The 24,812-nt window shown below is 74.2% G+C and carries 15 protein-coding genes; 12 read left to right on the top strand and 3 right to left on the bottom strand.

Annotated elements, in window-relative coordinates:
* Positions 1–5: 5 nt before the first annotated feature.
* Complete coding sequence (locus ACFUJY_RS19260) at positions 6–614, bottom strand: TetR/AcrR family transcriptional regulator (RefSeq protein WP_383300830.1); 609 nt, start codon at positions 612–614, stop codon at positions 6–8.
* Between the two features lie 241 nt (positions 615–855).
* On the opposite strand from ACFUJY_RS19260, the gene ACFUJY_RS19255 reads away from it, so the two are divergent.
* Complete coding sequence (locus tag ACFUJY_RS19255) at positions 856–2,343, top strand: DHA2 family efflux MFS transporter permease subunit (RefSeq protein WP_383300827.1); 1,488 nt, start codon at positions 856–858, stop codon at positions 2,341–2,343.
* 138 nt (positions 2,344–2,481) lie between these two features.
* Positions 2,482–4,437, top strand: a complete 1,956-nt coding sequence (locus ACFUJY_RS19250) for an acyl-CoA dehydrogenase family protein (protein ID WP_383300825.1) — start codon at positions 2,482–2,484, stop codon at positions 4,435–4,437.
* A 29-nt stretch (positions 4,438–4,466) separates the two neighbouring features.
* Here ACFUJY_RS19250 and ACFUJY_RS19245 read toward each other — a convergent pair whose 3' ends face one another.
* Positions 4,467–5,279 (bottom strand): class I SAM-dependent methyltransferase, encoded by an 813-nt coding sequence (locus tag ACFUJY_RS19245; protein ID WP_383300822.1) that lies wholly within the window; start codon positions 5,277–5,279, stop codon positions 4,467–4,469.
* Positions 5,280–5,352: 73 nt separating this feature from the next.
* On the opposite strand from ACFUJY_RS19245, the gene ACFUJY_RS19240 reads away from it, so the two are divergent.
* Positions 5,353–5,946 (top strand): TetR/AcrR family transcriptional regulator, encoded by a 594-nt coding sequence (locus tag ACFUJY_RS19240; RefSeq protein WP_383300819.1) that lies wholly within the window; start codon positions 5,353–5,355, stop codon positions 5,944–5,946.
* A 114-nt stretch (positions 5,947–6,060) separates the two neighbouring features.
* Complete coding sequence (locus ACFUJY_RS19235; protein WP_383300816.1) at positions 6,061–6,723, top strand: lysophospholipid acyltransferase family protein; 663 nt, start codon at positions 6,061–6,063, stop codon at positions 6,721–6,723.
* Between the two features lie 9 nt (positions 6,724–6,732).
* Here the strand turns inward: ACFUJY_RS19235 and dhbC are convergent, their stop codons facing one another.
* A complete protein-coding gene (gene dhbC / locus ACFUJY_RS19230) occupies positions 6,733–7,929 on the bottom strand; it encodes an isochorismate synthase DhbC (protein ID WP_383300814.1) in 1,197 nt (398 codons plus the stop codon).
* A gap of 482 nt (positions 7,930–8,411) precedes the next feature.
* On the opposite strand from dhbC, the gene ACFUJY_RS19225 reads away from it, so the two are divergent.
* The 8 genes from ACFUJY_RS19225 (at position 8,412) to ACFUJY_RS19190 (ending at position 24,780) form a co-directional block, all read left to right on the top strand.
* On the top strand, positions 8,412–8,651 hold the full coding sequence (locus tag ACFUJY_RS19225; protein ID WP_383300811.1) for a phosphopantetheine-binding protein: 240 nt from the start codon (positions 8,412–8,414) through the stop codon (positions 8,649–8,651).
* Positions 8,648–9,523, top strand: a complete 876-nt coding sequence (locus ACFUJY_RS19220) for a siderophore-interacting protein (RefSeq protein ID WP_383300809.1) — start codon at positions 8,648–8,650, stop codon at positions 9,521–9,523. The genes ACFUJY_RS19225 and ACFUJY_RS19220 overlap by 4 nt, the downstream gene beginning before the upstream one ends.
* 95 nt (positions 9,524–9,618) lie before the next feature.
* On the top strand, positions 9,619–10,620 hold the full coding sequence (locus ACFUJY_RS19215) for an ABC transporter substrate-binding protein (RefSeq protein WP_383300806.1): 1,002 nt from the start codon (positions 9,619–9,621) through the stop codon (positions 10,618–10,620).
* Positions 10,617–11,639: a FecCD family ABC transporter permease gene (locus ACFUJY_RS19210; protein ID WP_383300803.1), complete on the top strand. Its 1,023-nt coding sequence runs from the start codon at positions 10,617–10,619 to the stop codon at positions 11,637–11,639. Before ACFUJY_RS19215 ends, ACFUJY_RS19210 begins: the two co-directional genes overlap by 4 nt.
* 62 nt (positions 11,640–11,701) lie before the next feature.
* A complete protein-coding gene (locus ACFUJY_RS19205; RefSeq protein WP_383301052.1) occupies positions 11,702–12,631 on the top strand; it encodes a FecCD family ABC transporter permease in 930 nt (309 codons plus the stop codon).
* A complete protein-coding gene (locus tag ACFUJY_RS19200) occupies positions 12,628–13,413 on the top strand; it encodes an ABC transporter ATP-binding protein (RefSeq protein WP_383300800.1) in 786 nt (261 codons plus the stop codon). Before ACFUJY_RS19205 ends, ACFUJY_RS19200 begins: the two co-directional genes overlap by 4 nt.
* 1 nt (position 13,414) lies before the next feature.
* Positions 13,415–23,383, top strand: coding sequence for an amino acid adenylation domain-containing protein (locus tag ACFUJY_RS19195; protein ID WP_383300797.1), 9,969 nt, complete (start codon positions 13,415–13,417; stop codon positions 23,381–23,383).
* Positions 23,380–24,780, top strand: a complete 1,401-nt coding sequence (locus ACFUJY_RS19190) for an MDR family MFS transporter (RefSeq protein ID WP_383300794.1) — start codon at positions 23,380–23,382, stop codon at positions 24,778–24,780. Before ACFUJY_RS19195 ends, ACFUJY_RS19190 begins: the two co-directional genes overlap by 4 nt.
* Positions 24,781–24,812 lie beyond the last annotated feature (32 nt).

Here is a 24,812-nt window from a genome sequence, read left to right as displayed (position 1 = left end):
CTGCCTCAGAAGCCCGCCGGGGAAGGGCTGTTCACCAGCCCGTCGTTCACCGGCCGCCGCGTGCCCGCGCCGTGCATGAAGACCGAGGTGACGGCGGCGGCGGCGGGCTCCACGCCCAGCTTGGCGTGCAGCGCCTGGCCCAGCGCGCCCTGCAGCAGCGCGCTGTAGAGGTCGAGGAGCGTGTCGGGGCCGAGGTCCGTGCGCCAGGTGCCGTCGGCCGAGCCGCGGACGAACAGCGCGGTCAGCGGAGCCATGAGCTGGCGGGCGGTCTCGTCGGGGACGGCGGGTTTGCCGTGGATGCGCATCAGCGCCTGGTACTTGGCGGCCTGGCTCATCGCGATCCGGCTCACCCGCGCCACGCCCTCGGGGACGGCGACACGGTCCAGGCCGGCGTCCGCCAGCTTGCCGATCAACTCGGCGCACGCTTCCTGGGACAGGGCGTCCAGCAGGGTCTCGCGGCTGGGGAAGTGCCGGTACAGAGTGGTGCGGCCCACGCCGGCTGCCGCCGCGACGTCCGCCATGCTGACGCTCTCGCCCCGCCGGGCGAGCAGCACCGCTGCGGCGTCGAGGATCGCGATCGCAACGCGATCGCGCAGGTGCACGTTTCTTGTCATCAATCCAAAAGATACTGGCCTACCGGCGCTGGTACATTCATGTTCCACAACGGATCGCATGAATCCCGCCCGGTGAGTCGTCCGTCGTGGACCGTGCACCGGTGGAGCTCTGACCGCCCGACGGAAGGGCGGATTCCGTATTCATGCCCGCCGGAGCGCACCGTTGCCACCAGCCGGAGGTCGCGGGGGGTGGACAGATCGAGCGGGCCCGGGTGGCCCGGCAGCTTCCGAAAGGTGAGTCATGACCACGTTGCAAAAAAATGAGTCGAGCCCTCCGGGGGGAGGGGGCGCCTCCGGCGACAAGCTGGACAGCAAGGTCCTCCTCGTGGCCGGGGTGGTCGTGCTCGGCGGGATCATGTCGATCCTGGACATCACCGTGGTCTCGGTCGGACTGCAGACCTTCCAGAAGGAGTTCCAGGCGACCTCGGCCCAGGTCGCCTGGACGATGACCGGTTACACGCTGGCACTGGCGAGTGTCATCCCGCTCACCGGCTGGGCAGCCGACAGGTTCGGGACAAAACGTCTGTATCTGCTCGCGGTCGCGTTGTTCGCGGCCGGTTCGGCGCTGTGCGCCGCCGCCGACTCCTTGGAGATGCTGGTCGCGTTCCGGGTGATCCAGGGCCTGGGCGGCGGCATGCTGATGCCGCTCGGCATGACCATTCTGACGCGTGCGGCCGGCCCCGAGCGGGTCGGCCGGGTGATGGCCGTGCTCGGCATCCCCATGCTCCTCGGCCCGATCTTCGGCCCGATTCTCGGCGGCTGGCTGATCGACATCGCCACCTGGCACTGGATCTTCCTGATCAACCTGCCGATCGGCGCCATCGCCCTCGTGTACGCGTGGGTCGTGCTGCCCAAGGACAACGTGGAGCCGTCCGAGACCTTCGACTGGGTGGGCGTGCTGCTGCTCTCGCCCGGCCTCGCCTCCTTCCTGTACGGCGTCTCCTCCATTCCGGAGACCGGCACCGTCTGGGCCGCGAAGGTCCTCGTCCCCGCGATCATCGGTCTGGTCCTCGTCGCCGCCTTCGTCCCCTGGGCGCTGCGGCCCAGCAACATCCACCCGCTGATCGACCTGCGGCTCTTCCAGAACCGTGACCTGAGCGTCGCCGTGATCGCCATGTCGCTGTTCGCGATGGCGTTCTTCGGTGCCAGCCTGCTGTTCCCGCTCTACTTCCAGCAGGTGCGCGGGGAGTCGGCGCTCGACTCGGGCGTCCTGCTCGCACCGCAGGGCATCGGCGCGATGATCACCATGCCGATAGCCGGCATGCTCGCCGACCGCATCGGCCCCGGCAAGATCGTCATGACCGGCATTGCGGTCATCACCGTCGGCATGGGCATGTTCACGCAGCTCGCCGCCGACACGTCCTACGCGTACATCATCACGGCGCTCTTCATCATGGGCCTCGGCATGGGCGCCTCCATGATGCCGATCATGGCGTCGGCGCTCGCCACCCTGAGGGAGCACACGGTCGCCCGTGGCTCGACCCTGATGAACATCGTCCAGCAGGTCGCCGCCTCGATCGGCACCGCCCTGTTCTCGGTGCTCCTCACCAACGGCCTCAAGGACATGACCGCGAGGACCCCGGACGGCATCAAGGACCAGATGGGCGACGCGTTCGCCTCGGTGTTCCTGGTGGCGGCCGTGCTCATCGCCGTGTGCCTGGTCCCGGCGCTGCTGCTGCCGCGCAAGAAGGTCAAGGCCGCGGACCCGACCGCGATGGTCGGCCACTGAGCGCACGACACAGCCCGGCGGACGCCGCCGGGCCGGAACGGCCTCGCGCCGTCTCCGGCCCGGCGGCGTCCGCGCGTCACCGGGGCGATCCGCCCGAAGCGGTCGCTTGACCGTGCCGGGGCGGGGTAGCGAAAGTGCATGGTCACTGAGAACACACCCGCTGCCGGTCACCCACAGCCCGAGGTCGACGTACCGGGGCTGACCCGGGTGCTCGACGGGGAGTACGCCGGCATCCGCGAGCTCGTCCGGAGCAACCTGGTGGCGTACGCCTCCGTGCTGGAGGAGGCCGAGGAACTCGGCTTCGACGCGTATCGCGAGCGGGTGCGGGAGATCGTGGTGGAGATGGCCGCCACCGGGCAGACGGGGATGGGGTTTCCGCGGGAGTACGGCGGGGGTGGCGACGTCGGGGCGTCCATCGCGGCGTTCGAGACGCTTGCGTTCGGGGACCTGTCCGTGCTCGTGAAGGTGGGGGTGCAGTTCGGGCTCTTCGGCGGCGCGATCCTCCAGCTGGGCACCGAGCGGCACCACCGGGCCTACCTGCCGGACCTGGTCACCGGGCGTCTGATGGGGTGCTTCGCGATGACCGAGACCGGGCACGGCTCCGACGTGCAGTCGCTCGGGACGGTGGCGCGGTACGACCCCGCGTCCCAGGAATTCGTCCTGACCACTCCGGACGACGCGGCGCGCAAGGACTACATCGGCAATGCCGCCCGCCACGCGGAACTCGCCGTCGTCTTCGCCCAGCTGGAGGTCGCGGGGAAGGCGGAGGGCGTGCACGCCTTCGTCGTACGGGTCAGGCGGGACGGGGAGGTCGTGCCCGGCGTCCGGATCGAGGACGACGGACGCAAGATGGGCCTCAACGGCGTCGACAACGGCCGCATCCGGTTCGACGGGGTGCGCGTGGAGCGCGAGGCGCTGCTCAACCGGTTCGCCGACGTCACGGCCGAGGGCGTCTACGAGAGCCCGATCGAGAACCCCGGGCGGCGGTTCTTCACCATGCTCGGCACCCTCGTGCAGGGCCGGGTCAGCGTCGCCGGTGCCGGGGTCGGCGCCGCCAAGGTGGCCCTCGCGATCGCCACCAAGTACGCCGTCCGGCGGCGGCAGTTCGCGGCCGCCCCGGACACGGACGAGCAGCTGCTCCTCGACTACGGACTGCACCAGCGCCGCCTGCTGCCGCTCCTCGCCCGTACGTACGCGCTGCACTTCGCGCAGGACGCCGTACGCACCCAGCTGCACGACGTCTTCTCCGGCATCCGGGACGACGCGCGGGCCCGGCGCCTCCTGGAGTCCCGGGCCGCCGGCACCAAGGCGCTCGCCACCTGGCACGCCACCCGGGTCGTCCAGGAGTGCCGCGAGGCGTGCGGCGGCGCCGGCTACCTCAGCGTCAACCGGTTCGCCGCGCTCAAGGCCGACAGCGACATCTTCACCACCTTCGAGGGCGACAACCACGTCCTGCTCCAGCTGGTCGCCAAGGGCCTGCTCACCCATTACGCGAGCGAGTTCGAGGACCTGGACCAGCTCGGCACGGTCCGGCACGTCGCGGGGCTCGCCGTCGAGACGGTCCTGGAGAAGACCTCGGCCCACAAGCTGCTGGAGCGGGTGCGGGACCTGCTGCCGGGCGGCGACGAGTGGGACCGCGAGGCCGGGCTGCTCGACCCGGAGTACCAGCTCGCCATGGTCCGCTTCCGCGAGGAGCACATGCTCGCCGGGGTGGCCCGCAGGCTCAAGCGCGGGATCGACGAGCACGACGACCCCGGCGCCGTCTTCTCCCGGGTCCAGGACCACGTCATCGCCGTCGCCCGCGCGCACGTCGAACGGCTGGTCCTCGAAGCGTTCACCGACAAGGTGCGGGCGATGCCCGAGGGCGGGAACAAGGAGGCGCTGCGGCTGCTGTGCGACCTGTTCGCCCTCTCGGTCATCGAGGCGGACCGGGCCTGGTTCATGGAGCACGGCCGGCTGACCGTCCAGCGGTCCAAGGCGATCAGCCGCGAGGTGAACGACCTCTGCCGCAGGGTCCGGCCGCTCGCGGTCGACCTCGTGGACGCCTGGGGCATCCCGGACGAGATGCTGCGCGCTCCGGACCTGGTGGGCTGAGGGCTGTCCCGCGATTCCCGGCGGAGCCCTCAGGCGTTCCCGACGCGCACGGCCGTCGTCGCCAGGGTGACGTACCGCATGGTGAACCGGCCGCCCAGCGCGTCGATGGCGTCGCCCACCGCCGTCAGGATCTCCGTCAGCGGCCCGGGTCGGAGCCGGGTGAGGCCCCCGGTGGTGGGGAGCAGGTCCAGCCACTGGTCCCGGGTGTACGGGCGCTCCCAGTCGAAGCGCCACTGCTCCGGCTCGTGGAACTGCCCGGTCGCACGGACCTGCTCGGCGGTCCGCGCGTACCCCGCCCGGTACGCCTCCAGCGGGCGCCGCGCCGGCTGACCGCTGAACGGCGAATCCGGGGCCACCCGCCGGAAGGCCGCCGCGAACGGCTCCGCCACCTCGGCGGGCGGCTCGAAGACGTGCCCGAAGACCGCCAGGCGCCCGCCCGGCCGCAGCACCCGGGCCGCCTTCTCGGCGCCCACCGCCGGGTCCACCCAGTGCCACGACTGGGCGGCGGTCACCGCGTCGAACGTCCGGCCCGCCGGGTCCCACGCCTCGAAGGGCGCCACCTCGACCGGGATGCCGTGCGCGCGTGCCAGGTCCGCCATCCGGGCATCCGGTTCGACGCCGAGCACCGTGCAGCCGGCCGCCCGGAACTGGCGGGCCGCGATGCCGGTACCGCAGCCGACGTCGAGCACGGCGGGGCCGGGGCTCCCGGCGACCACACGGGTCACCAGATCGTCGGGATAGGCCGGACGGGCCTCGTCGTATCGCCGTGCGTCGATGCCGAAGGACTCTGCGGTCCGGCGGGCGTGATGGGGCTGCGGCTGTTCCCGCGGTAGAGTGGGCATGCGTTCACCTTAGTGGGCAAGTGCCCACATGCCAAGGCGTGGCAGGGGCGCGGACGAGAACGAGGAGTGTTACGTGCCGACCGGAGTGCACCTTCGCGATGCCCGGCAGCAGCTGTTCGACGCCGCCGAGCGCGTCCTGCTGCGGGACGGGCCGAACGCTCTGACCAGCAGGGCCGTCACCGAGGAAGCGGGCTGCGCCAAGGGGGTCCTGCACCGGCACTTCGCCGACTTCGACGCCTTCCTCGCCGAGCTCGTGCTCGACCGGGCCGCGGAACTCGACGCGCGGGCGCGGACGCTGGGCGAGAGCGCCGGAACCGGCACCGTGGCGGGCAACCTCACCGACGCGCTGACCGCCCTCTTCGGCCCGGTGCCGGTGGCGATCATCCCTCTCCTCACCTTCCGGGACGAGCTGCGCGCGCGTCTCAGGCAGGCGACACCCGGAGGCGGCATCGCGATCCTCGCCCAGATCACGACCGCCGTCTCCGGCTACCTCGCGGAGGAGCGGGCGCGGGGCCGGGTGTCGGCCGACGCGGACATCGACTCCCTCACCCTCACCCTCGTCGGGGGCGGGCACCTGCTGTTCGCGGACCGCGACCCCGGGCCGCCGGACGCGGCGGCGGTCGGCAAGCTGGTGACCACGGCGATCGCGGACGTCGTACGACGGTGACACACGGTCGGCGGAGCCGTCCGGATACCCAGGGGGGATGAGTACCACCGCTCAGCCGGGCGGCCGTTCGGAGCGGAACGATGGAACTCCTCCCGAGCGAACCGGAGATATCCCATGCTCAGCCGCCTTGCCGGTCAACTGGTGCCCGCCTTCGGGCGATTGACGCTCACCACGGACGCGGACGCCGCCCTGCCCCCGGCCGGCATCATCGCCGCCAACCACACCTCGCTCGCGGACCCCGCGATCGTCCTGGCGGCCCTGCGCCTCCTCGGCGCCCGGCCCGTCGTCATGGCCGCCGCCGGGCTCTGGCGCGTCCCCGTGCTCGGCCGCGCCCTGACGCGTGAGGGACACATCCCCGTCCACCGCGGCGACCCCCGCGCCGGCCGCGCCGTCGGCCTCGCCCAGGAGGCGCTGGAACGGGGCCGGCACATCCTCATCTACGCGGAGGGCGGCCTCCCCGACCGCGAGGACGCCGCCGAAACGGCGCCCGGCGCCTTCCACCGCGGCCTCGCCCGGCTCGCACACCGCACCGGCGCGCCGGTCATCCCGCTGGGCCAGGCGGGGGCCCGCCGGGTCACCTCGGGCTCGGCCGCCAAGCAGCTGGCGGGCCTGGCCACCGCCCCGCTGCGCCGCCCCCGTCTGCACGTCCACGTCGGGTCACCGCTGCGACTCGACGGCGACGGCCCGACGGCCACCGCACAGGCCCGCCTCGCCGTCACCGCCGCCTGGCGGACGGCCGCCGCCAGGCTGGGCGAACCCGCCGCCCTCACCGCGTAGCACAGCGGCTCAGAGCTCGGCGCCCACCGCGCTCAGGAACGTGCGGAACTTCGCGGCCGTCTCGGCGGTCTCGGCCTCGGGTTCGGACGCCGCGACGACGCCCGCGCCGGCGTAGAGGCGCAGCGTGCGCTCCTCCGCCTCGGCGCAGCGGATGGTGACGACCCATTCCCCGTCGCCACGTGCGTCGCCCCAGCCGACCACGCCGGTGAAGAAGCCCCGGTCGAACGGCTCGGTCTCGGTCAGCACCTGCCGGGCCGTCGCCGTCGGCGTGCCGCACACTGCCGGGGTGGGGTGCAGGGCGCAGGCCAGCGTGAGCGCAGAGGTGTCCGGGTCGCTCAGCGTGCCCGTGACCGTGGTGGACAGGTGCCACATGGTCGCGGTGCGGATCAGCGTCGGCCGGGGCGGCACGGTCATCGCCGAGCAGTACGGCGCGAGCGCCTGGTGCACGGCGTCCACGACGACGGCGTGCTCGTGGAGGTCCTTCGCGGACTCCAGGAGCGCGGCGGCGCGGCGGACGTCCTCGGCGAGGTCGTCGCTGCGCGGGGCGGAGCCCGCCAGGGGGTTGGCGACGAGCCGGTGGCCCCGGCGGGAGACGAGGAGCTCGGGGCTGGCGCCGATCAGGGTGCGGCCGGGGCCGGTGGGGAGCGCGAAGGTGTAGCCGGAGGGGTCGCGGCGGGCCAGGCGCTGGAGCATGGCGGGCACGTCCAGCGGGGCGGGTGAGGTGAGCTCCAGGGTGCGCGCGAGGACGACCTTGCTGAACTCGCCGCGCCACATCCGCTCCACGGCCGAGGCCACGCCCTTCGCGTAGACCTCCGGGTCCGGGACCGGCCGGATCTGCCAGCCGGGGGAGTCCGTCCCCGGCGAAGGCAGGGCGATGAGGGGGTCCGAGGTGAGCGGCGGGCCGGTGCGCACCGCGGTGGGCACGCTCAGGGCGGCCGGTTCCGCGGGGTCGAACGGGATCGCGCCCATCACCACCGGCGACCGCTGCCCGGCGTCGGTGGCCGCCGCCAGGGTGTCCGCCACGCGCCGGTCCACCGGCTGTGCGCCGTGCGGCACTTGGAGCGCCGCGCCCTCGGCGAGCAGGGTGCGTCCGGGGGTGGCGAGGAAGCGGGCGCCGGGCGCGTAGGCGTCCAGGAGAGAGGTGGCCGCCCCGGTGGCCGGATGGGCCGTGGGTATGGGCGCGGCGACTCGGGATGCCGTCGACACGGGGACTCCGTTCTCGATGGCCCCGTGGAGGGGGCCAGGGATGAGGATGCGCTGAGGGGCTGCGCCGGTGCGGCGCGGCGGCATGCCTGCGGCGGGTCTTCACCCGGAGCAGCACCTACGGTAGGTTAGGTGAGGGTAACCTAAGTTTCGTGGTTCGCGCAGGAGGGCGGTGTGGTTCGGGCCATGGACGCGACGCCTGAACTGCTCGTCGACGCAGCCTGGTTGGCAGGTGGGGTGCCCGTGTCGCAGGTGTCGATGTTAGGTTAGCCTTGCCTCGGCCTGAGGGGGGACTGTGGCCCATTCCGTAGACCTTCGCCGCGGGCACCGCGCCCCGTCGGCGGGCCGAGCCGCGCCCTCGCGCGCCCTGTGAACGCCCCCGCCCTGAGCGGTGGTTCGCATGCGCATGGTCGCGCCGGGCCCCGTACGCACCGCCATCCCCGCTCCGACCCGCCGTCGGCGCCCACCCACCGAGGAGTACTTGGATGAGTCAGACCTTGTCGCCCGACCGTGTCAGGGCCGACATCGCCGAACTGCTGGGCTGCGAGCCCGGTGAGATCGCGCCCGACGAGAACCTGGTCGACCTCGGTCTCGACTCGATGCGGATCATGGTGCTGGTGGAGCGCTGGCGCGCGGCGGGGGCGACCGCGCTGGAGTTCCCCGACCTCTTCGAGCTGCCCGAACTCGGCCACTGGCAGGCGCTGCTGGCGGGTGAGGCCGCGTGAGCCGCGCCGACCACCGCGACCGCCACCTGGACCGGATCGCCGAGGTGCGCGCCGGGCTGCACGCCGAGAAGGTGGGTTACCCGATCGGCATCCGGGAGGCCGAGGTCGTCCGCACGGCCGCCGTCGGCGCGGGCCTCCTGCGGGTGACGCTGGGCGGCCCCGGTACCGAGGGGTTCGAGGCCCACGCGCCGGACGAGCACGTGAAACTGATCTTCCGGGAGCCGGACGGCACCCTGCGGCTGCCCGAGCGCAACGGGTCGATGCTGCGCTGGCCCAGGCCGGTGCCCACCTCGCGCGAGTACACCGTGCGGCGCTACGACCCGGTCGCCGGCGAGATCGACATCGACATCGCCGTTCACGAGGGCGGGCTGGCCTCCGACTGGGCCGGCCGGGCGCGGCCCGGTGACACCGTCCACGTCGCCGGGCCGCCCGGCGGGCTGATCGTCCCGCACACCTACGACCGCTATCTGCTCGTCGGGGACCTCACCGCCCTGCCCGCCGTCGCGCGTTGGCTGGAGGAGCTGCCGAGGACCGCCAAGGGCTGGGCGTTCGTCGAAGTCGCGGACGCCGCCGAGGAGATCGGGCTCTCCGCGCCCGAGGGCGTCGAGGTCCGCTGGCTGCACCGCGACGGTGCGCCCGCCGGCTCCGGCGACGCGCTGGCCCGGGCCGCGATGTCCGTCGCCGTCCCCGCGGGGGAGCGGGTGTACGTGTGGGTCGCGGGCGAGGCCGGGCAGATCAAGCCGCTGCGCCGCTGGGTCCGGGACGAACTCCGCCTGGACAGGGCCGACTACGACATCACCGGCTACTGGAAGCGGGGCGTCGCGGACTTCGACGAGGACGACCACGACCACGAGCACGGTCACGAGCACTGATCCACCGCAGGGCAGGGGGCGCGCAACCTGCGGGTTGTCCCCCCGAAAGGCCATCAAGTAAGGTGAGCCTTACCTAAGTAGCAAGGAGCTTCGGAATGTCCATACGCAGATCGTCCGGCCTGGTCGGCGCCGTCGCGCTGGCCCTCGTACTGGCCGGATGCGGGTCCTCCTCCGACGGCGGGTCGGACTCCGCCTCGGAGAAGACCGAGACCCGGGTGTTCACCGCGGACAACGGCAAGATCACGATCCCGGCGAACCCGAAGCGTGTGGTGGCCACCGGCTATGCCGTGCCCGCGCTGATCGAGGCCGACGCACCGCTGGTCGGCATCTCGTCGTGGAAGCGCGGCGAGCCGATGATGAACAAGGAAGACCTCGCCACCTACAAGAAGCTGACCAAGGTGGCCGGCGAGCAGGCGGCCGAGACCAACTACGAGGCCATCGCCGAGGCCGAGCCCGACCTGATCGTCATCGGGGTCCCGGCGCCCGTGCTCGGCGACATCGACATGAAGCGGCTGAAGTCGATCGCCCCGGTCGTCGCGATCGGCCCGAGCCTCCCGTCCGCCTGGCGCGACCTCTCCCGCAAGCAGGCCGACGCGGCCGGCGCGCTGGAGCAGTTCGACGCCCAGAAGAAGGCGTACGACACCAAGGCCGCCGAACTGGCCGCCAAGTACAAGGACGTCCTGCCGAAGCTGAAGCTCGGTCACGTCGGCGCGTACGGTGACGCCGCCAAGGGCACCTTCCAGCGCGAGTTCAACGGCTCCTGGGGCACCAACATCGCCGAGGACATCGGTGCCACCTACTACGGCAAGGTCAAGAAGCCCGGTCCGGGTTCCCAGGCCGTCAGCGAGTACCCCTCCATCGAGGAACTGCCCGACGCCTTCCGCCAGGCCGACGTGCTGACCTACTCCGTCAGCGCCGACGGCAGCGTCCCGCCGTCCGTCAAGTACGTCCTGGACTCCAAGCTCTGGAAGAACCTGCCCGCCGTCAAGGCCGGCAAGGTCTACCCGTTCCGCTACACCGAGGCCGCCACCTACGGCGAGGCCCTGCTGACCCTGGACGCGGTCGACCAGTCGCTCGCTCCGCTGCTGAAGCGGTGACCGTCGCGGGCCGCGCGTCCGAGGCGGCGGGACACCGGCGGGCCGTTCCGCAGACCGCCCTGCTCGTCGGCGGACTGGTCCTGCTGGCCGCTCTCGCCGTCCTCAGCATGGGCGTCGGGGCCCGCCACGTCGCCCCCGGCGAAGTCGTGCGCGCACTGTTCGACTACCGGGGCACCGACGACCACGTCGTCGTGCGGGACGTGCGGGCGCCGCGCGCGATGCTCGCCGTCGCCGTCGGCGCCGCACTCGCCGTCGCCGGCGCCCTCATCCAGACGCTCGCCCGCAACCCGCTCGCCGAGCCCGGCATCCTCGGGGTCACCGCGGGCGCCGGGTTCGCCGTCACCATCGGGTCCGCGCTCGGCCTGGCAGCCGGCCAGGCCGGCCAGCTCGGATCCGCCGTCGTCGGCTCGGCGATCGCGGCGGTGCTCGTCGCCGCGGTCGGCCGCCGCTCACCGCTGCGCCTGGTGCTCACCGGGGTGGCGCTGACCGCGGTGCTGAGCGGGGTGTCCCTCGGCCTGCGGCTGATGCTCCCCGACACCTTCGACGTGTACCGCTTCTGGTCCGTCGGCACCCTGGCCGGACGCGAACAGGCCCCGCTCGCCTGGCCGTTGACCGCCATCGCGGTCTCCCTGGCCGGTGCGCTGCTGCTGAGCAGGGCCCTCAACGCCCTCACACTCGGTGAGAGCGTGGCGCACACCCTGGGCGCCCATGTCGGCCGCGTCCGGATCGTCACCCTCGTCCTCATCACCGTGCTCAGCGGGGCGGCGACGGCGGTGGCGGGCCCCATCCTCTTCGTCGGACTGATCGTGCCGCATCTCGCGCGCCGGGCGGCATCCGGCTCCGTACCCTGGCTGATCGGCTACACGATGGTGCTCGGCCCCATCCTGCTGCTCGCGGCCGACATGGCCTCGCGCGTCCTGCTCCCGACCGGTGAGGTGCCGGTGGCCATCGTGACCGCGTTCCTCGGCGGCCCCATGCTGATCTGGGCGGTCCGCCGCTACGGGGCGGGGTCGCTGTGAACGTACGCGGACTGCGCGCCGAACGCCGCACGGTGGTACTCGTCGTCGTGCTCGTCGCCCTGATGCTGGGCCTCGGCCTCCTCGGGCTGTGCTACGGGGCGTCCTGGTCGTCGCCCTCCCGGGTGTTCGCCGTCCTCACCGGCTCGGAGCACTCCGTGGTGATCCGGGACTGGCGGCTGCCGCGCGTGCTCGCCGGCGCCGTCTTCGGCCTGGCGCTCGGTGTCGCGGGCGCCCTCTTCCAGAACCTCACCCGCAACCCCATGGGCAGCCCCGACGTCATCGGGCTCGACGCCGGCGCCTACACCGGCGCGCTCGTCGCCCTCACCGTGCTGTCGGGCACCTCCGCCCAGCTGGCCGTCGGCTCGGTGGCCGGCGGACTGGTCGTCGCCGCCGCCATCTACCTGCTCTCGCTCGAACACGGCTTCTCCGGGCTCCGGCTGGTGGTCATCGGCATCGCCGTGAACGCGATGGTGACCGCGATCAACTCGTGGATCGTGCTGCGCGCCGAACTGGAGGTGGCGATCGCCGCCGTCGGCTGGAGCGCCGGGTCCCTCAACGGCGTCGGCTGGGAGGACCTGGGCATCCCGTTCGCCGTGATCGCGGTGCTGCTGCTCGTGATGACCACCCGGGCCCACGCCATGCACCAGGCGGCGCTCGGCGACCCGGTCGCCGTGACCACCGGCGTCGGACTCGACCGGCTGCGGCTGCTGATGGTCTTGGTCGGCGTCGGCTGCACCGCCACGGTGACCGCCGTGGCCGGACCCATCGCGTTCATCGCGCTGGCCGCGCCGCAGATCGGCCGCCGGCTCGCGGGCGCCGCCGGCATCCCGCTGCTCCCGGCCGCGCTGACCGGGGCGGTCCTGCTCCAGGGCGCGGACCTGGTGGCGCAGATGCTGCTGGCCCCGGTCGCGCTGCCCGTGGGCGTCGTGAGCACCGCGATCGGCGGTTGCTATCTGATCTGGCTGCTGACCAAGGAGGTGAGGCGCGCGTGACCGCACGCCTGACGGCGCGGGAGATCACCCTGCGCTACGGAGACCGCGTCGTGTCCACACGGCTCACCCTCGACCTGCCCGACGGCGCGTTCACCGCCATCGTCGGCCCGAACGCCTGCGGTAAGTCGACCCTGCTGAGCGCGCTCGTGCGGCTGCTCAAACCGCACTCCGGACAGGTGGAGTTCGACGGCCGCGAGGTCGGCGCGTTCGGGACCAAGGCGCTGGCCAAGCAGCTCGGCTTCCTCCCCCAGGACCCCATGGCGCCGGAGGACATCAAGGTCCGCCAACTCGTCGCCCGGGGCCGCTTCCCGCACCAGTCGATGCTGGCCCTGTGGTCGGACGGCGACCAGGCGGCCGTCGACGGGGCGATGGCCGCCGCCGGCGTCGCCGACCTGGCGGACCGGCCCGTACAGGAACTCTCCGGCGGGCAGCGGCAACGCGTCTGGATGGCGATGGTGCTCGCCCAGCAGACGCCCTACCTGCTGCTGGACGAACCCACCTCGTTCCTCGACATCACCCACCAGTACCAACTGCTCGGCCTGCTCGCCAAGCTGCGCAACGAGGGCCGCACCGTCGTCGCGGTCCTGCACGACATCAACCAGGCGTGCCGCTTCGCCGACCACCTGGTGGCCATGAAGGCCGGCGAGGTGGTCGCCGAGGGCGACCCCGCGGACATCGTGGACGCCACCCTGATCAAGGACGTCTTCGACCTGCCCAGCGTCGTCGTCCCGGACCCGGTGACCGGCACTCCGATGGTCGTCCCCACCCTGCAAGGAGAGTAAGTTGACCACCGCGAGCGCGACCCCGGACGGCCTCCTTCCCCTGACCGGCGCCCAACTCGGCATCTGGAACGCCCAGCGCATCGAACCCGACTCGCCGTACTACGTGGTCGGCGACGTGATCGAGATATCCGGCGAGGGAACCGTCGACACGGACGCGCTCGCGCAGGCGGTCCGGGCCACCACCGAGGAGGCCGAGAGCCTGCGGCTCAGGGTGTACGAGACGCCCGAGGGCCCACGCCAGGCCGTCGGCACCGAACCGGTCGCCCTCCCGCCGCTCGTCGACGTCAGCGCCGAGGCCGACCCCGCCGCCGCGGCCCAGGCGCTGGTCGACGCCGAACGTACCCGGCTCGCCGAGGCGTGCCGCGGCATGACGGACCGCCCGCTGTACGCCCGTACCGTCATCAGACTCTCCGACCGCGAGGTCTGGTACACCCAGCTCGGCCACCACCTCGTCTTCGACGGCTACACCGCCGCCCTGCTCGCCCGCCGCACCGCCGCCCACTACACCGCCCTGGTCCGCGGCACCCGGCCGCCCCGCTCCACCTTCGGCGCCTTCGCGACGCTCGTCGCCGAGGACACCGCGTACCGCGGGAGCGACCGGGCCGCCGAGGACCGCGCCTACTGGGTCGAGCGGTTCACGCCGCTGCCCGACGTCGGCGCCCACGACGGGCCCGACACCGGCGGCGCACCCGCCCGCACGCTCACCGCGCGCGCCGTCCTGAGCGCCGAGGAGACCGCGGCGCTGCGCGCCTTCGCGGACGCGGAGGGCGTCGCCTGGGGCGAGGCCCTGATCGCCTGCTACGCCGCCTTCCTGCACCGCATGCTCGGCCGCACCGACGTCGTCTTCGCGCTGCCCCTGATGTGCCGGACCGGCTCCGCCGCGCTGCGCACCCCCGCCATGGCGGTCAACGTGCTGCCGATGCGGGTCACCGTGCGCGGCGACGACCGGCTCGGCGAGCTGAGCCGGCGCGTCGCCACCGCCATGCGCGAGATGCGCGACCACCAGCGCTACCGCGGCGAGGACCTGCCCCGCGACCTCGGCGTGCCCGGCGCCGGGGCACTGCTGCACGGACGCGGCATCAACCTCAAGGCGTTCGACCTGACGCTCGACTTCGCCGGGGCGGCCGGCGTCATGCGCAACGTCGCGGGCGGACCGCCCGAGGACATGGGCCTCAGCGTCCTGCCCACCCGCGACGGCGGGCTCCTCCTCGGCTTCGAGGTGGATGCCCGCGCCAAGGACCAGGCCGCCGTCGACAGCCTGATGACCGGGCTCCGCGCCCTGCTCACCGGGCTCGTCGAGGGCCGGCCCGTCGCCCGGATCGCGCTCACCGCCGACACCGGCGCCCAGCTCGCCGAGTGGAGCCCGCCCGCCCTGCCCGGCACCCCTCTCGACGTGCCCGCCGCCTTCGACGCGATGGCCGCCGCCGGACCCGGGAACACCGCCCTGGTCTGCGGCGCCGAACGGCTGACCGCTGCCCGACTCGCCGACCGCGTCCACCGCGTGGCCCGCGCCCTGCGCGCCCGGGGCGTCGGAGCCGAGGACGTCGTCGCGCTCGCCCTGCCGCGCTCGGCCGACGCCGTCGTCGCCCTGCTCGCCGTGCTGGACGCGGGCGCCGCCTTCCTGCCGCTGGACGCCGCGCACCCTCCCGAGCGGCTGCGCGAACTCGTCGCGGACACCCGCCCGGTCCTCGTCCTCACCGACGGCACGGTCGACGGCCTGCCCTGGAAGACCCTCCTGGACGAGGCCGCGGACCTCTCCGGCGCCCCGCTGACCACCCCCGAGCTGTCCCGGCCCCGCCACCCCGAACACCTGGCCTACGTCATCCACACCTCCGGATCGACCGGCCGCCCCAAGGGGGTGCTCGGCCGCGCCGGCGGGCTCGCCGCGCTGCTGCACCACCAGCGGGCCACGGTCGTCGCGGAGGCCGAACGGACCACCGGGCGCCGACTGCGCGCCGCGCACACCTACTCCTTCGCCTTCGACTCCGCCTTCGAACACCTCGTCTGGCTGCTGTGCGGGCACGAACTCCACGTGTACGACGCCGAGACGGCCCGCGACGCGGACGCCCTGCTCGCCGCGTACGCCCGCGACGGCATCGACATCGTCGACACCACCCCCTCGATGGCCGCCCCGCTCATCGACGCCGGCCTGCTCGATCTGCCTCCGGCGCTGCTGCTCCTGGGCGGCGAGGCGACCCCGCCCGCCCTGTGGCGCCGCGTCGCCGCGTCGGGCGTCGCCGCGCGCAACATGTACGGGCCGACCGAGGCCACCGTGGACGCCACCACCGCCCGCGTCGACGACGGCGACCCGGTCATCGGACACCCGCTCGCCGGCACCCGGGTCCGCGTCCTGGACAGCGCCCTCCAGCCCGTCCCGCCCGGCACGGCCGGCGAACTCTACCTCGCCGGACCGCACCTGGCCCGCGGCTACCTCGGCCGGCCCGGAGCCACCGCCGAACGCTTCGTCGCCGACCCGTTCGGCGCCCCCGGCGACCGGATGTACCGCACCGGCGACCGGGCCCGCTGGCTGCCCGGCCGGGGCCTGGAGTACGGCGGCCGGGGCGACGGACAGGTCAAGATCCGCGGCCACCGGGTGGAGACCGGCGAGGTCGAGGAGGCCCTCGCGGCCCTGCCCGGAGTCACCGCGGCCGCCGCCCGGGTCCTGTCGTCGCGGCTCGTCGGCTACATCGTGTCCGCCTCCGTCACCGGCGACGAGGCACGCGCCCGGCTCGCCGAGCGGCTGCCCGACCACATGGTGCCCGCCGCCGTCGTGGTCCTCGGCTCCCTGCCCGTCACGCCCAACGGCAAGCTCGACCGCGCCGCGCTGCCCGCGCCCGCCCTGCCCGGCGGCGGCCGGGAACCGAGCACCCCACGCGAACGGCTGCTGTGCACCGTCCTCGCCGACGCGCTCGACGTCGAACGCGTCGGCGTGGACGACGACTTCTTCGCCCTCGGCGGGGACAGCATCACCGCGATCACCGTCAGCAGCCGGCTGCGCGCCCTCGGCCTGGGCCTGCGCCCCAAGGACCTGCTGGCCCGCCGCTCCTTCGCCGCGCTCGCCGCCTCCGCCGAGCAGCTGGACGGCGCGGCCGGCCCGGCGGACGAACCGGTCGGCCCGGTGCCCGCCCCGCCCATCGTGCGCGCCCTGCTCGACCCGCACCCGGACCTCGACGCGGTCGCCGGATACGCCCAGTGGACCGCCCTGTACGTGGACGCGCTCACCCGGGACGAGCTGGCCCGGGGTGTGCGGGCCCTCGTCGACCACCACGACGCGCTGCGGCTGCGGGTGGCCGGCGAGCCCGAGATCCTGCCCCGGGGAACGGTCCGGGCCGCCGTCGAGGAGGTCACCGGCGAAGAGGTGACCGCCCTGGCCCGGCGGCTCGCCGGACAGCTCGACCCGCGCACCGGAGACCTGGTCCGCGCCGCCCTGCTGCGTACGGGGGACGACACACCCGACCGGCTGGTCGTCGTCGTGCACCACCTCGCCATGGACGGCGTGTCCTGGCGCGTCCTGCTGCCCGACCTGCACACCGCCTGCGCGGGCGGCGCCCTCGACCCCGTCGGCACCTCCTGGCGCCGCCACGCCCAGCTGCTCGCCGAGCAGGGCAGGACCGGCGCCCGGCGCGGTGAACTCGCCCACTGGCGTACGGCCCTGGGCTCCGCCTCCCGGCTCGGGGCACGCCCCCTGGACCCCGCACGCGACACCGCGGCCACCGCGCACCGCACGGTCACGACCGCCTCGCCCGAGGCCACCGAGGCCCTGCTCACCACCCTGCCCGCCGCCTACCGGGCCGGTGTGGACGAAGTCCTGCTCGCCGCCCTCGTCCTCGCCCTGCGCGGCTGGGGCCTGCGCGACGACTTTGTCACCGTGACCCTGGAGGGCCACGGGCGCGAACACCTCGACCTGGCCCGCACGGTGGGCTGGTTCACCAGCGAGTACCCCGTCCGCGTGCCCGCCTCCGACGACGTCCGCGCCACCCTGCGCGCCGCCAAGGAGGCCCGCCGCGCCGTCCCCGACAACGGCATCGGCTACGGGGTGCTGCGCCACCTCGACCCGGAGGCGGGCCCGGAGCTGGGCGCGACACCTCCGCCGGACGTGCTGCTCAACTACCTGGGCCGGTTCGCCCCGTCGGCCGCCGACGGCTGGCGGCTCCCCGAGCACGACGCGTTCTCCGTGACCGAGCCCGACGCCAAGGCCCTCGAACAGGTGCTGGCCCTCAACTGCTTCGTCCACGAGGGGGACACACCCCGGCTCGCCGTCGAGTGGACCGCCGCGGGCGAGGTCCTGGGCCCCGACGCCCTGGCCGCCCTCCAGGACTGCTGGGCCGCCGCGCTCGACGCGCTGGCCGCGCACGCCCTGCACACCACGGGCGGGCTCACCCCCTCCGACCTGCCCCTGGTGGCGCTCGACCAGGAGGCGATCGACGCCCTGGAGCGCACCGGCCGGGTCAGCGACGTGCTGCCCGCCACCCCCCTCCAGCTCGGTCTCTCCTTCCACACCATGGTCCGCGAGGACACGGACACCGACGTCTACGTCGTGCAGGCCGTCACCACCCTGTCCGGGGAGCTGGACCCGGACCGGATGGCCCGCGCCGCCCGTGAACTCCTGCGCCGCCACCCCGCGCTCCGCGTCCACCTGGGCACCGTCGGGGACGACGTGGTGCAGGTGATCCCGGCCGACGTCGCACTGGAATGGCGGCAGGACGACGACTTCGCCGAAGCGGCCCGCGCCGACCTGGCGCGCCCCTTCGACCCCGCACGGCCGCCGCTCATCCGCTTCCTGCTCTCCCGGGTGGGGCCCGCCGAACACAAACTGGTGATCACCAACCACCACGCCCTGCTCGACGGCTGGTCGATGCCCCTCGTCGGCCGCACCCTCCTCGCGATCTACGCGGAATTCGGCGGCGGCCCCGCCGCACCCGTCTCCCCGCCCCTGTCGGAGTACTTCCACTGGCTGGCGGACCGGGACGAGGCGGCGTCCGTCGCCGCCTGGTGCCAGGCGCTCGCGGGCGTCGAGGACGCGACCCGGCTGGCCCCCGCGAGCACCGGGAACGCCGTGGCGAGGCCGGGCCGGGAGACCGTCGAGCTGGGCCGCGAGTTCAGCGACCGGCTGCGCGCCTTCGCCCGGGAGCGGGGCATCACCCTGACGACGGTCCTCCAGACGGCGTGGGGTCTGCTCCTCGGCCGGATCACCGGCCGCCGCGACGTGGTGTTCGGCTGCCCGGTCTCCGGCCGGCCCGCCGAGGTGGACGGCGTCGAGTCGATGATCGGCCAGCTCGGCACCACCGTCCCGGTCCGCGTCCGGTACACCCCGGACCGCACGGTGACGGACCTGATGGCCCAGGTGCACGCGGAGAGCGTCGCCCTCGCCGAGCACCACCACGTCGGACTGCCCGGCATCCAGCGGGCCGTGGGCATCGGCGAACTCTTCGACACCATGCTCGTCATGGAGAACTTCCCGCTCTCCAGCCGCACCCGCACCCCGCTCGCCCCCGGGCTCGACCTCACCGGCGTCGACATCACGGACGCCACGCACTACGCGCTCACGGTCATCGTGATCCCGGGCGACGAGATCACCGTCGGCCTCGGCTACCAGCCCGGCGCGTTCGACCGGGACACCGTGCGCGACTACGGCCGCTGGCTGCGCAACCTGCTCCACGAGATCACCGAGGACCCGGACAGGGCCGCCGTCGCGCTGCCCGCCCTCGACGCCGGCGAGCGCGCCCGCATGCTGCGCACGGGCACCGCGATCGTCGCCGCGAAGGAACGCGGCCACTGGCTGGACGAGTTCGCCGGCCAGGTCCGGCGCAAGCCCGGCGGCGAGGCGCTGGTCTGCCGCGACCGCAGCCTCTCGTACGAGGAACTCGACCGGTGGGCCAATCGCCTCGCCCACGCGCTCATCGCCCACGGCGTCCGGCCGCAGGACCCCGTCGCGGTCCTCATCGGCCGGGACATCGAGATGACCGTCGCGCTGTTCGGCGTCGCCAAGGCGGGCGCGGTGTACGTACCGATGGACGCGGCCTACCCGCGCGACCGGCTCGCGTACATGTTCGACGACATCGCGCCGGCGGCCGTCGTGACGACCGGCGCCGAACTGCCCGTCGACCGCGAGATCCCCGTCCTGCGCCTGGACGACCCGGCCACCCTCGCCTCCGTGCCGGACACCGACCCGGCCGGGGCCCGCGCCCGGCTCACCGACGACGCACTCGCGTACGTCATCTACACCTCCGGCACCACCGGCCGGCCCAAGGGCGTCGGCGTCACCCACCGGGGCGTGCCCGATCTGATCGCCCTCCAGGAGGAGGTCGTCGGCGTCACCGAGCACGACCGCTACCTGCACTTCGCGTCGACCGGCTTCGACGTGGCGTTCTGGCAGACCATGGTGCCGCTGCTGTCCGGCGGTACGTCGGTCATCGCGCCCGAGGAGGTGCGCGTACCCGGCGACGAACTCCTCGACTACATCGCGGAACACCGGGTCACCGGCGTGAACCTGCTGCCGTCGTTCCTCGCGGCCATGCCCGACGACCGCACCGTCGACCCCGACGTGTTCTTCGTCGTCGGCGCCGAACGGCTCGACCCGGAGCTCGCCCACCGCTGGGGCCGGGGCCGGCGGGCGCTGTTCAACGCCTACGGGCCGACCGAGGTCACCATCAACTCCACCACCTGGCACTACGACCCGGACGACGCCGGACCGCTGCCGATCGGCCGCCCCGACCCGAACGTCCGCGCCTATGTGCTCGACGGCGGACTCCAGCCGGTCGGCGTCGGCGTCACCGGCGAGCTGTACCTCGGCGGCCCGAGCGTGGCCCGCGGCTACCTCGGCCGCCCCGGGCTGACCTCCGGCGCGTTCGTCGCCGACCCCTACGGGCCGCCCGGCACCCGCATGTACCGCACGGGCGATCTGGTCCGGTGGCGGCACGACGGACAGCTGGTCTTCCTCGGCCGCGCCGACCACCAGATCAAGGTGCGCGGCTTCCGCGTCGAGCTCGGGGAGATCGAGACCGCCCTCACCGGACACCCCGACGTCCGCGCCTGCGCCGTCGTGATGCGCGAGGGGCGGCTCGTCGGATACGTCATCCCGACCGACGACGCCGACCTGGACACCGCCGAGGTGCGCGGGTACCTCGCCGAGCGGCTGCCCGACCACATGGTGCCGACCGCGCTGGTCCCGCTCGACCGGCTCCCGCTGAGCCCCAGCGGGAAGCTCGACGCCTCGGCGCTGCCCGCCCCCGCCACCGTCTCCGCCGCCCGGCGCGAACCGGCCACCGAGGCGGAGGCGCTGCTGCTCGCCGTGCTCCGGGACGTCCTGGGCCGCGACGACATCGGCCCCGACGACAACTTCTTCGACGCCGGCGGCGACAGCATCGTCTCCCTCCAGCTGGTCTCCCGGGCCCGCCGCCAGGGGCTCGGGCTGAGCCCGAAGGACGTGTTCGACGGCGAGACCGTCGCGGGCATCGCCGCCCGGGCCCGCGCCCTGGACGGCGAGGCCGCCCCGGCCGTCGGGGACGCCCCGCTGACGCCGGTCATGCGGGACCTGCTGCACCGCGCGGGCGAGGCCGCCGACGGCTTCTGCCAGTGGGTGGAGGTCTGCGTCCCGGCCGGCGGCGACGAGAAGGGCTGGCAGGCCGTGCTCGACGCCCTGCTGATCCGCCACGACGTGCTGCGCGCCCGCCTCGGCGACGACGTGCTGCACATCCCGCCGGCCGGCGAGGTGACCGGCGCCGACGTCCTGACCCGCGTCCCCGCGGACGGCGACCCGCGCGCCGCCGCCGACGCCGCGACCGCCGCCGCCCGCGAGGCGATGGACCCGCGCACCGGACCGATGCTGCGCGCGGTCTGGGTGGACGCCGGGCCCGACCGCCCCGGGCGGCTCGTCCTGATCGCCCACCACCTGGTGGCCGACGGCGTCTCCTGGCGCATCCTCCTGGACGACCTCCGGCACGCCCACGACGGGGGAGAGCTGACCCGGCACGGGCAGTCCTTCCTCGGCTGGGCCCGCACCCTGCGCGAGGCCGACCGCCGCGCCGAACTCCCGCACTGGCGGCGGATGACCGCGACCGAGCCCCTGGCCCGGCCGCTCGACCCCGCCCGGGACACCGTGGACACCGCCGCGCACCACGAGATCCGGCTCGACGCGGACACCACCCGCGCCCTGGTCACCACCCTGCCCGCCGCCCACCGCACCACCCCGGACGCCGTCCTGCTGACGGCGCTCGCCCGGGCGGTACGCGACTGGCGCGGCACACCGGAACTGCTGGTCGCCCTGGAGAGCCACGGCCGGCCGCGCGAGGTCGACCTCTCCCAGACCGTCGGCTGGTTCACCGCGATCCATCCCGTCCGGCTCGATGCCTCCGACGACGTGCGCGCGGTCCGGGACCGGCTGCGCGCCCAGGGCGACGGACTCGGCCACGGCATCCTCACCACGGCGGGCCTGCTCGACCCGGTCCGCCCGGAGGTCGCCTGGAACTACCTCGGCCAGTACCCCGGCGCCCCGGAGAACGAGACGCCGTGGCAGCCCGCCCCGGACGCCGATCCGCTCGGCTCCGACGGCTCCGGTCCGATGCCCCTGCCGTACAGCCTGATGGTCAACGCCCTGGTGCGCGACGACGCGCTCGGCGTGCGGATCACCTGGCCGGACGCGCTGTTCGACGGGACGGAGATCGAGGAGCTGGCGGTCCATCTGAGGGCCGCGCTGCTGCGGGTCGCCGCCGCGCCGGAGACCGTCGCGCTCGGGGACCGGCCGGCCGCCTCCGTACAGCCGCTGAGCCCGTTGCAGGAGGTGATGCTGCGGCACTCGCGCACCGAGCGCCCCGACCCGTACACCGTGCAGTCGGTGTTCTCGCTCGCGGGCCCGCTCGACACCGGGGCGCTGCGCGGCGCCGGTGACGACCTGCTGGCCCGCCACCCCCACCTGGGCGCGGTGTTCCCCGCCTCGTTCGCGGTCGTCCCGCAGGCGCCCCGCCCGGAGTTCCGGGTCACCGACGCCCCGGCCGACGAGGTGCTGGCCGCCGACCTCGCCGAACCCTTCGACCTGGCGCGCGGCCCGCTCTACCGGATCACCGTGATCCGGCTCGGACCCGAGCGCGCCGACCTCGTCCTGACCAGCCATCACGCCCTCTCCGACGGCTGGTCCGCCCCGCGCATCCTCGGCGAGCTCTTCGCCCTGTACACCGCGCGGACCCGGGGGACCGCCCCCGAGCTGCCGGCCCCCGTCCCGTTCGCGGACTACCTCGACTGGTGCGCGGAGCACGAACCGGATCTCGCTGCCTGGGCGGCCGAACTGGAAGGGCTGCCCGAGGGGGACTACCTGGGCGGCGACGGAAGCGGTCCGGCCTGGCAGGAGCCCGAGGTCATCACGTTCGACGCGGCGCTCGTGGCCGGGCTCACCCGGCTCGCCGCGCGGCGCGGGCTGACCCCCAACACCCTGGTGCAGGGCGCCTGGTCGGTGCTGCTGGCCCGGCGCTCCGGGCGGGCGGACGTCTGCTTCGGTGCCATGGTGTCGAGCCGGCCCCCGGCACTGGAGGGCGTGGAGGAGATCATCGGCCTGCTCGCCAACACCGTTCCGGTCCGGGCCCGGCTCACCGGCACCCTGGCCGCCGCGCTCACCGACCTCCAGGCCCGCCAGCGCGACCTGGTCGAGCACCACCACGTGGCCCTGTCGGACCTGGAACGGCTCACCGGGCGGCGCAGGCTCTTCGACAGCATGGTGGTCTTCGAGAACTACCCGGTCGACCCGGACCGCCTGCGCGAACCCGCCCCCGGACTTACCGTGCTCGCCACGCGCTTCCGGGAGTCCACCCACCACCCCGCCACGCTGACCGTCATGCCGGACGGCGACGGCTGGACCGGTGTGCTCGCCCACCGGGCCGGCACCGACACCGACGGGCTCGCGAGCCAACTGGTCGACCTGCTGCGGAACCTGGAGCAGCACCTGGACGCGGATGTGCGCGGCCTCCTGGAGGACCGGTGACCACGGCGCCCGCCCCGCCCGCCGAGCGCGTGGACCGGGAGCTGCTGCGGATCGCGTTCATCCTGGTCCTCGGTACGTTCATGGCCTCGCTCGACGCCACCATCGTCAGCGTCGGACTCGACCGGCTCACCGAGGAGTTCGGGGCGACCGTCGCCGAGATCCAGTGGGTCTCCAGCGCGTACCTGCTCGCGGTCGTCGCCGCCGTCCCCGCGTCCGGCTGGCTGGCCGGCCGGTTCGGCGGCCGGCGGGTCTGGCTCGCGGCGGTCGGCGTGTTCCTGGTCGGCTCCGTGCTGTGCGCCTCGGCCTGGTCGGCGAGCAGCCTCGTCGTGTTCCGCGTGGTCCAGGGGATCGGCGGCGGCCTGCTCCCCGCGACCGGGCAGGCGCTGCTCGCCCGGGTCGCGGGCCCCGGCCGCACCGGCAAGGTGATCAGTGTCGTCGCCGTGGTCCCGCTGCTCTCACCGGTGTTCGGGCCGCTCGCCGGGGGGACCGTGCTCGCCGTCGCGCCGTGGCCCTGGCTGTTCCTGGTCAACCTGCCGATCGGCGCGGCGGCGGTCCTGCTGGCCCGCCGCTACGTGCCCGTGGTGCCCCCCGCCGCACAGCGGACCGCGTTCGACCTGCGGGGGGCGCTGCTGCTCTCCCCGGGCCTCGCGGTGCTGGTGTACGGGCTGACCGAGGTCGCCCACGACCGCGCCGTCCCGGCCACCATCGGGGTGGTGGCCGGGGTGGTGATGCTGACCGCGTTCACCGTGCACGGGCTGCGCACCCGGGGTACTCCGCTGGTCGACCCCCGGCTGTTCGCCCGGCCGCCGTTCGGCGCCGCGGCCCTCGCGCTGGTGGTGCTCGGGGCCTCGGTGTTCGGCACCACCTTCCTGCTGCCGCTGTACTTCCAGTCGGGGCGGGGGATGTCGGCCTGGGAGGCGGGGCTGCTGCTCGCCCCCCAGGGGCTGGGCGCGGCGGCCGGTTCGGTGCTCGTCAACCGGACCATCAGCAAGGTCGCGCCGAGGACCCTGGTGGTGGCCGGCATCGTGCTGGTCCTCGCCGGGACCGCCCCGTTCACCTTGCTGGGGCACGGGGTCCCGGATGCGGTGATCGCCTCGGCGCTGGTGGTGCGGGGCTTCGGGATGTCGATGGTCGGCGCGCCCGTGATGAACATCGTCTACAGCCGGATCGAGCCGGACCAGCTGCCCCGGGCGGCCGGAGCGCTCAACCTGCTGAACACCGTGGGCGGTTCCGTCGGCACGGCGGCGGTCGCGGTGATCCTGGAGAGCCGGCTCGCCGCCACGGGCGCGGACGTCCCGGCGGCCTTCGGCGACACCTTCTGGTGGGTGCTCGGGCTCTGCCTGTTCGCCGCCGCCGCGGCGACGCGGCTGCCCCGGACGCGCCCCCGGGAGGCATGACGGGCGGGCACGGGTGTGCCCCCGGCCTCGGC

This window comes from Streptomyces sp. NPDC057249 (genome assembly GCF_042669245.1).
Taxonomy (GTDB): domain Bacteria; phylum Actinomycetota; class Actinomycetes; order Streptomycetales; family Streptomycetaceae; genus Streptomyces.
The sequence above is the reverse complement of the archived record's forward strand: the minus strand, read 5'-3'. Positions and strand labels throughout refer to the sequence as shown.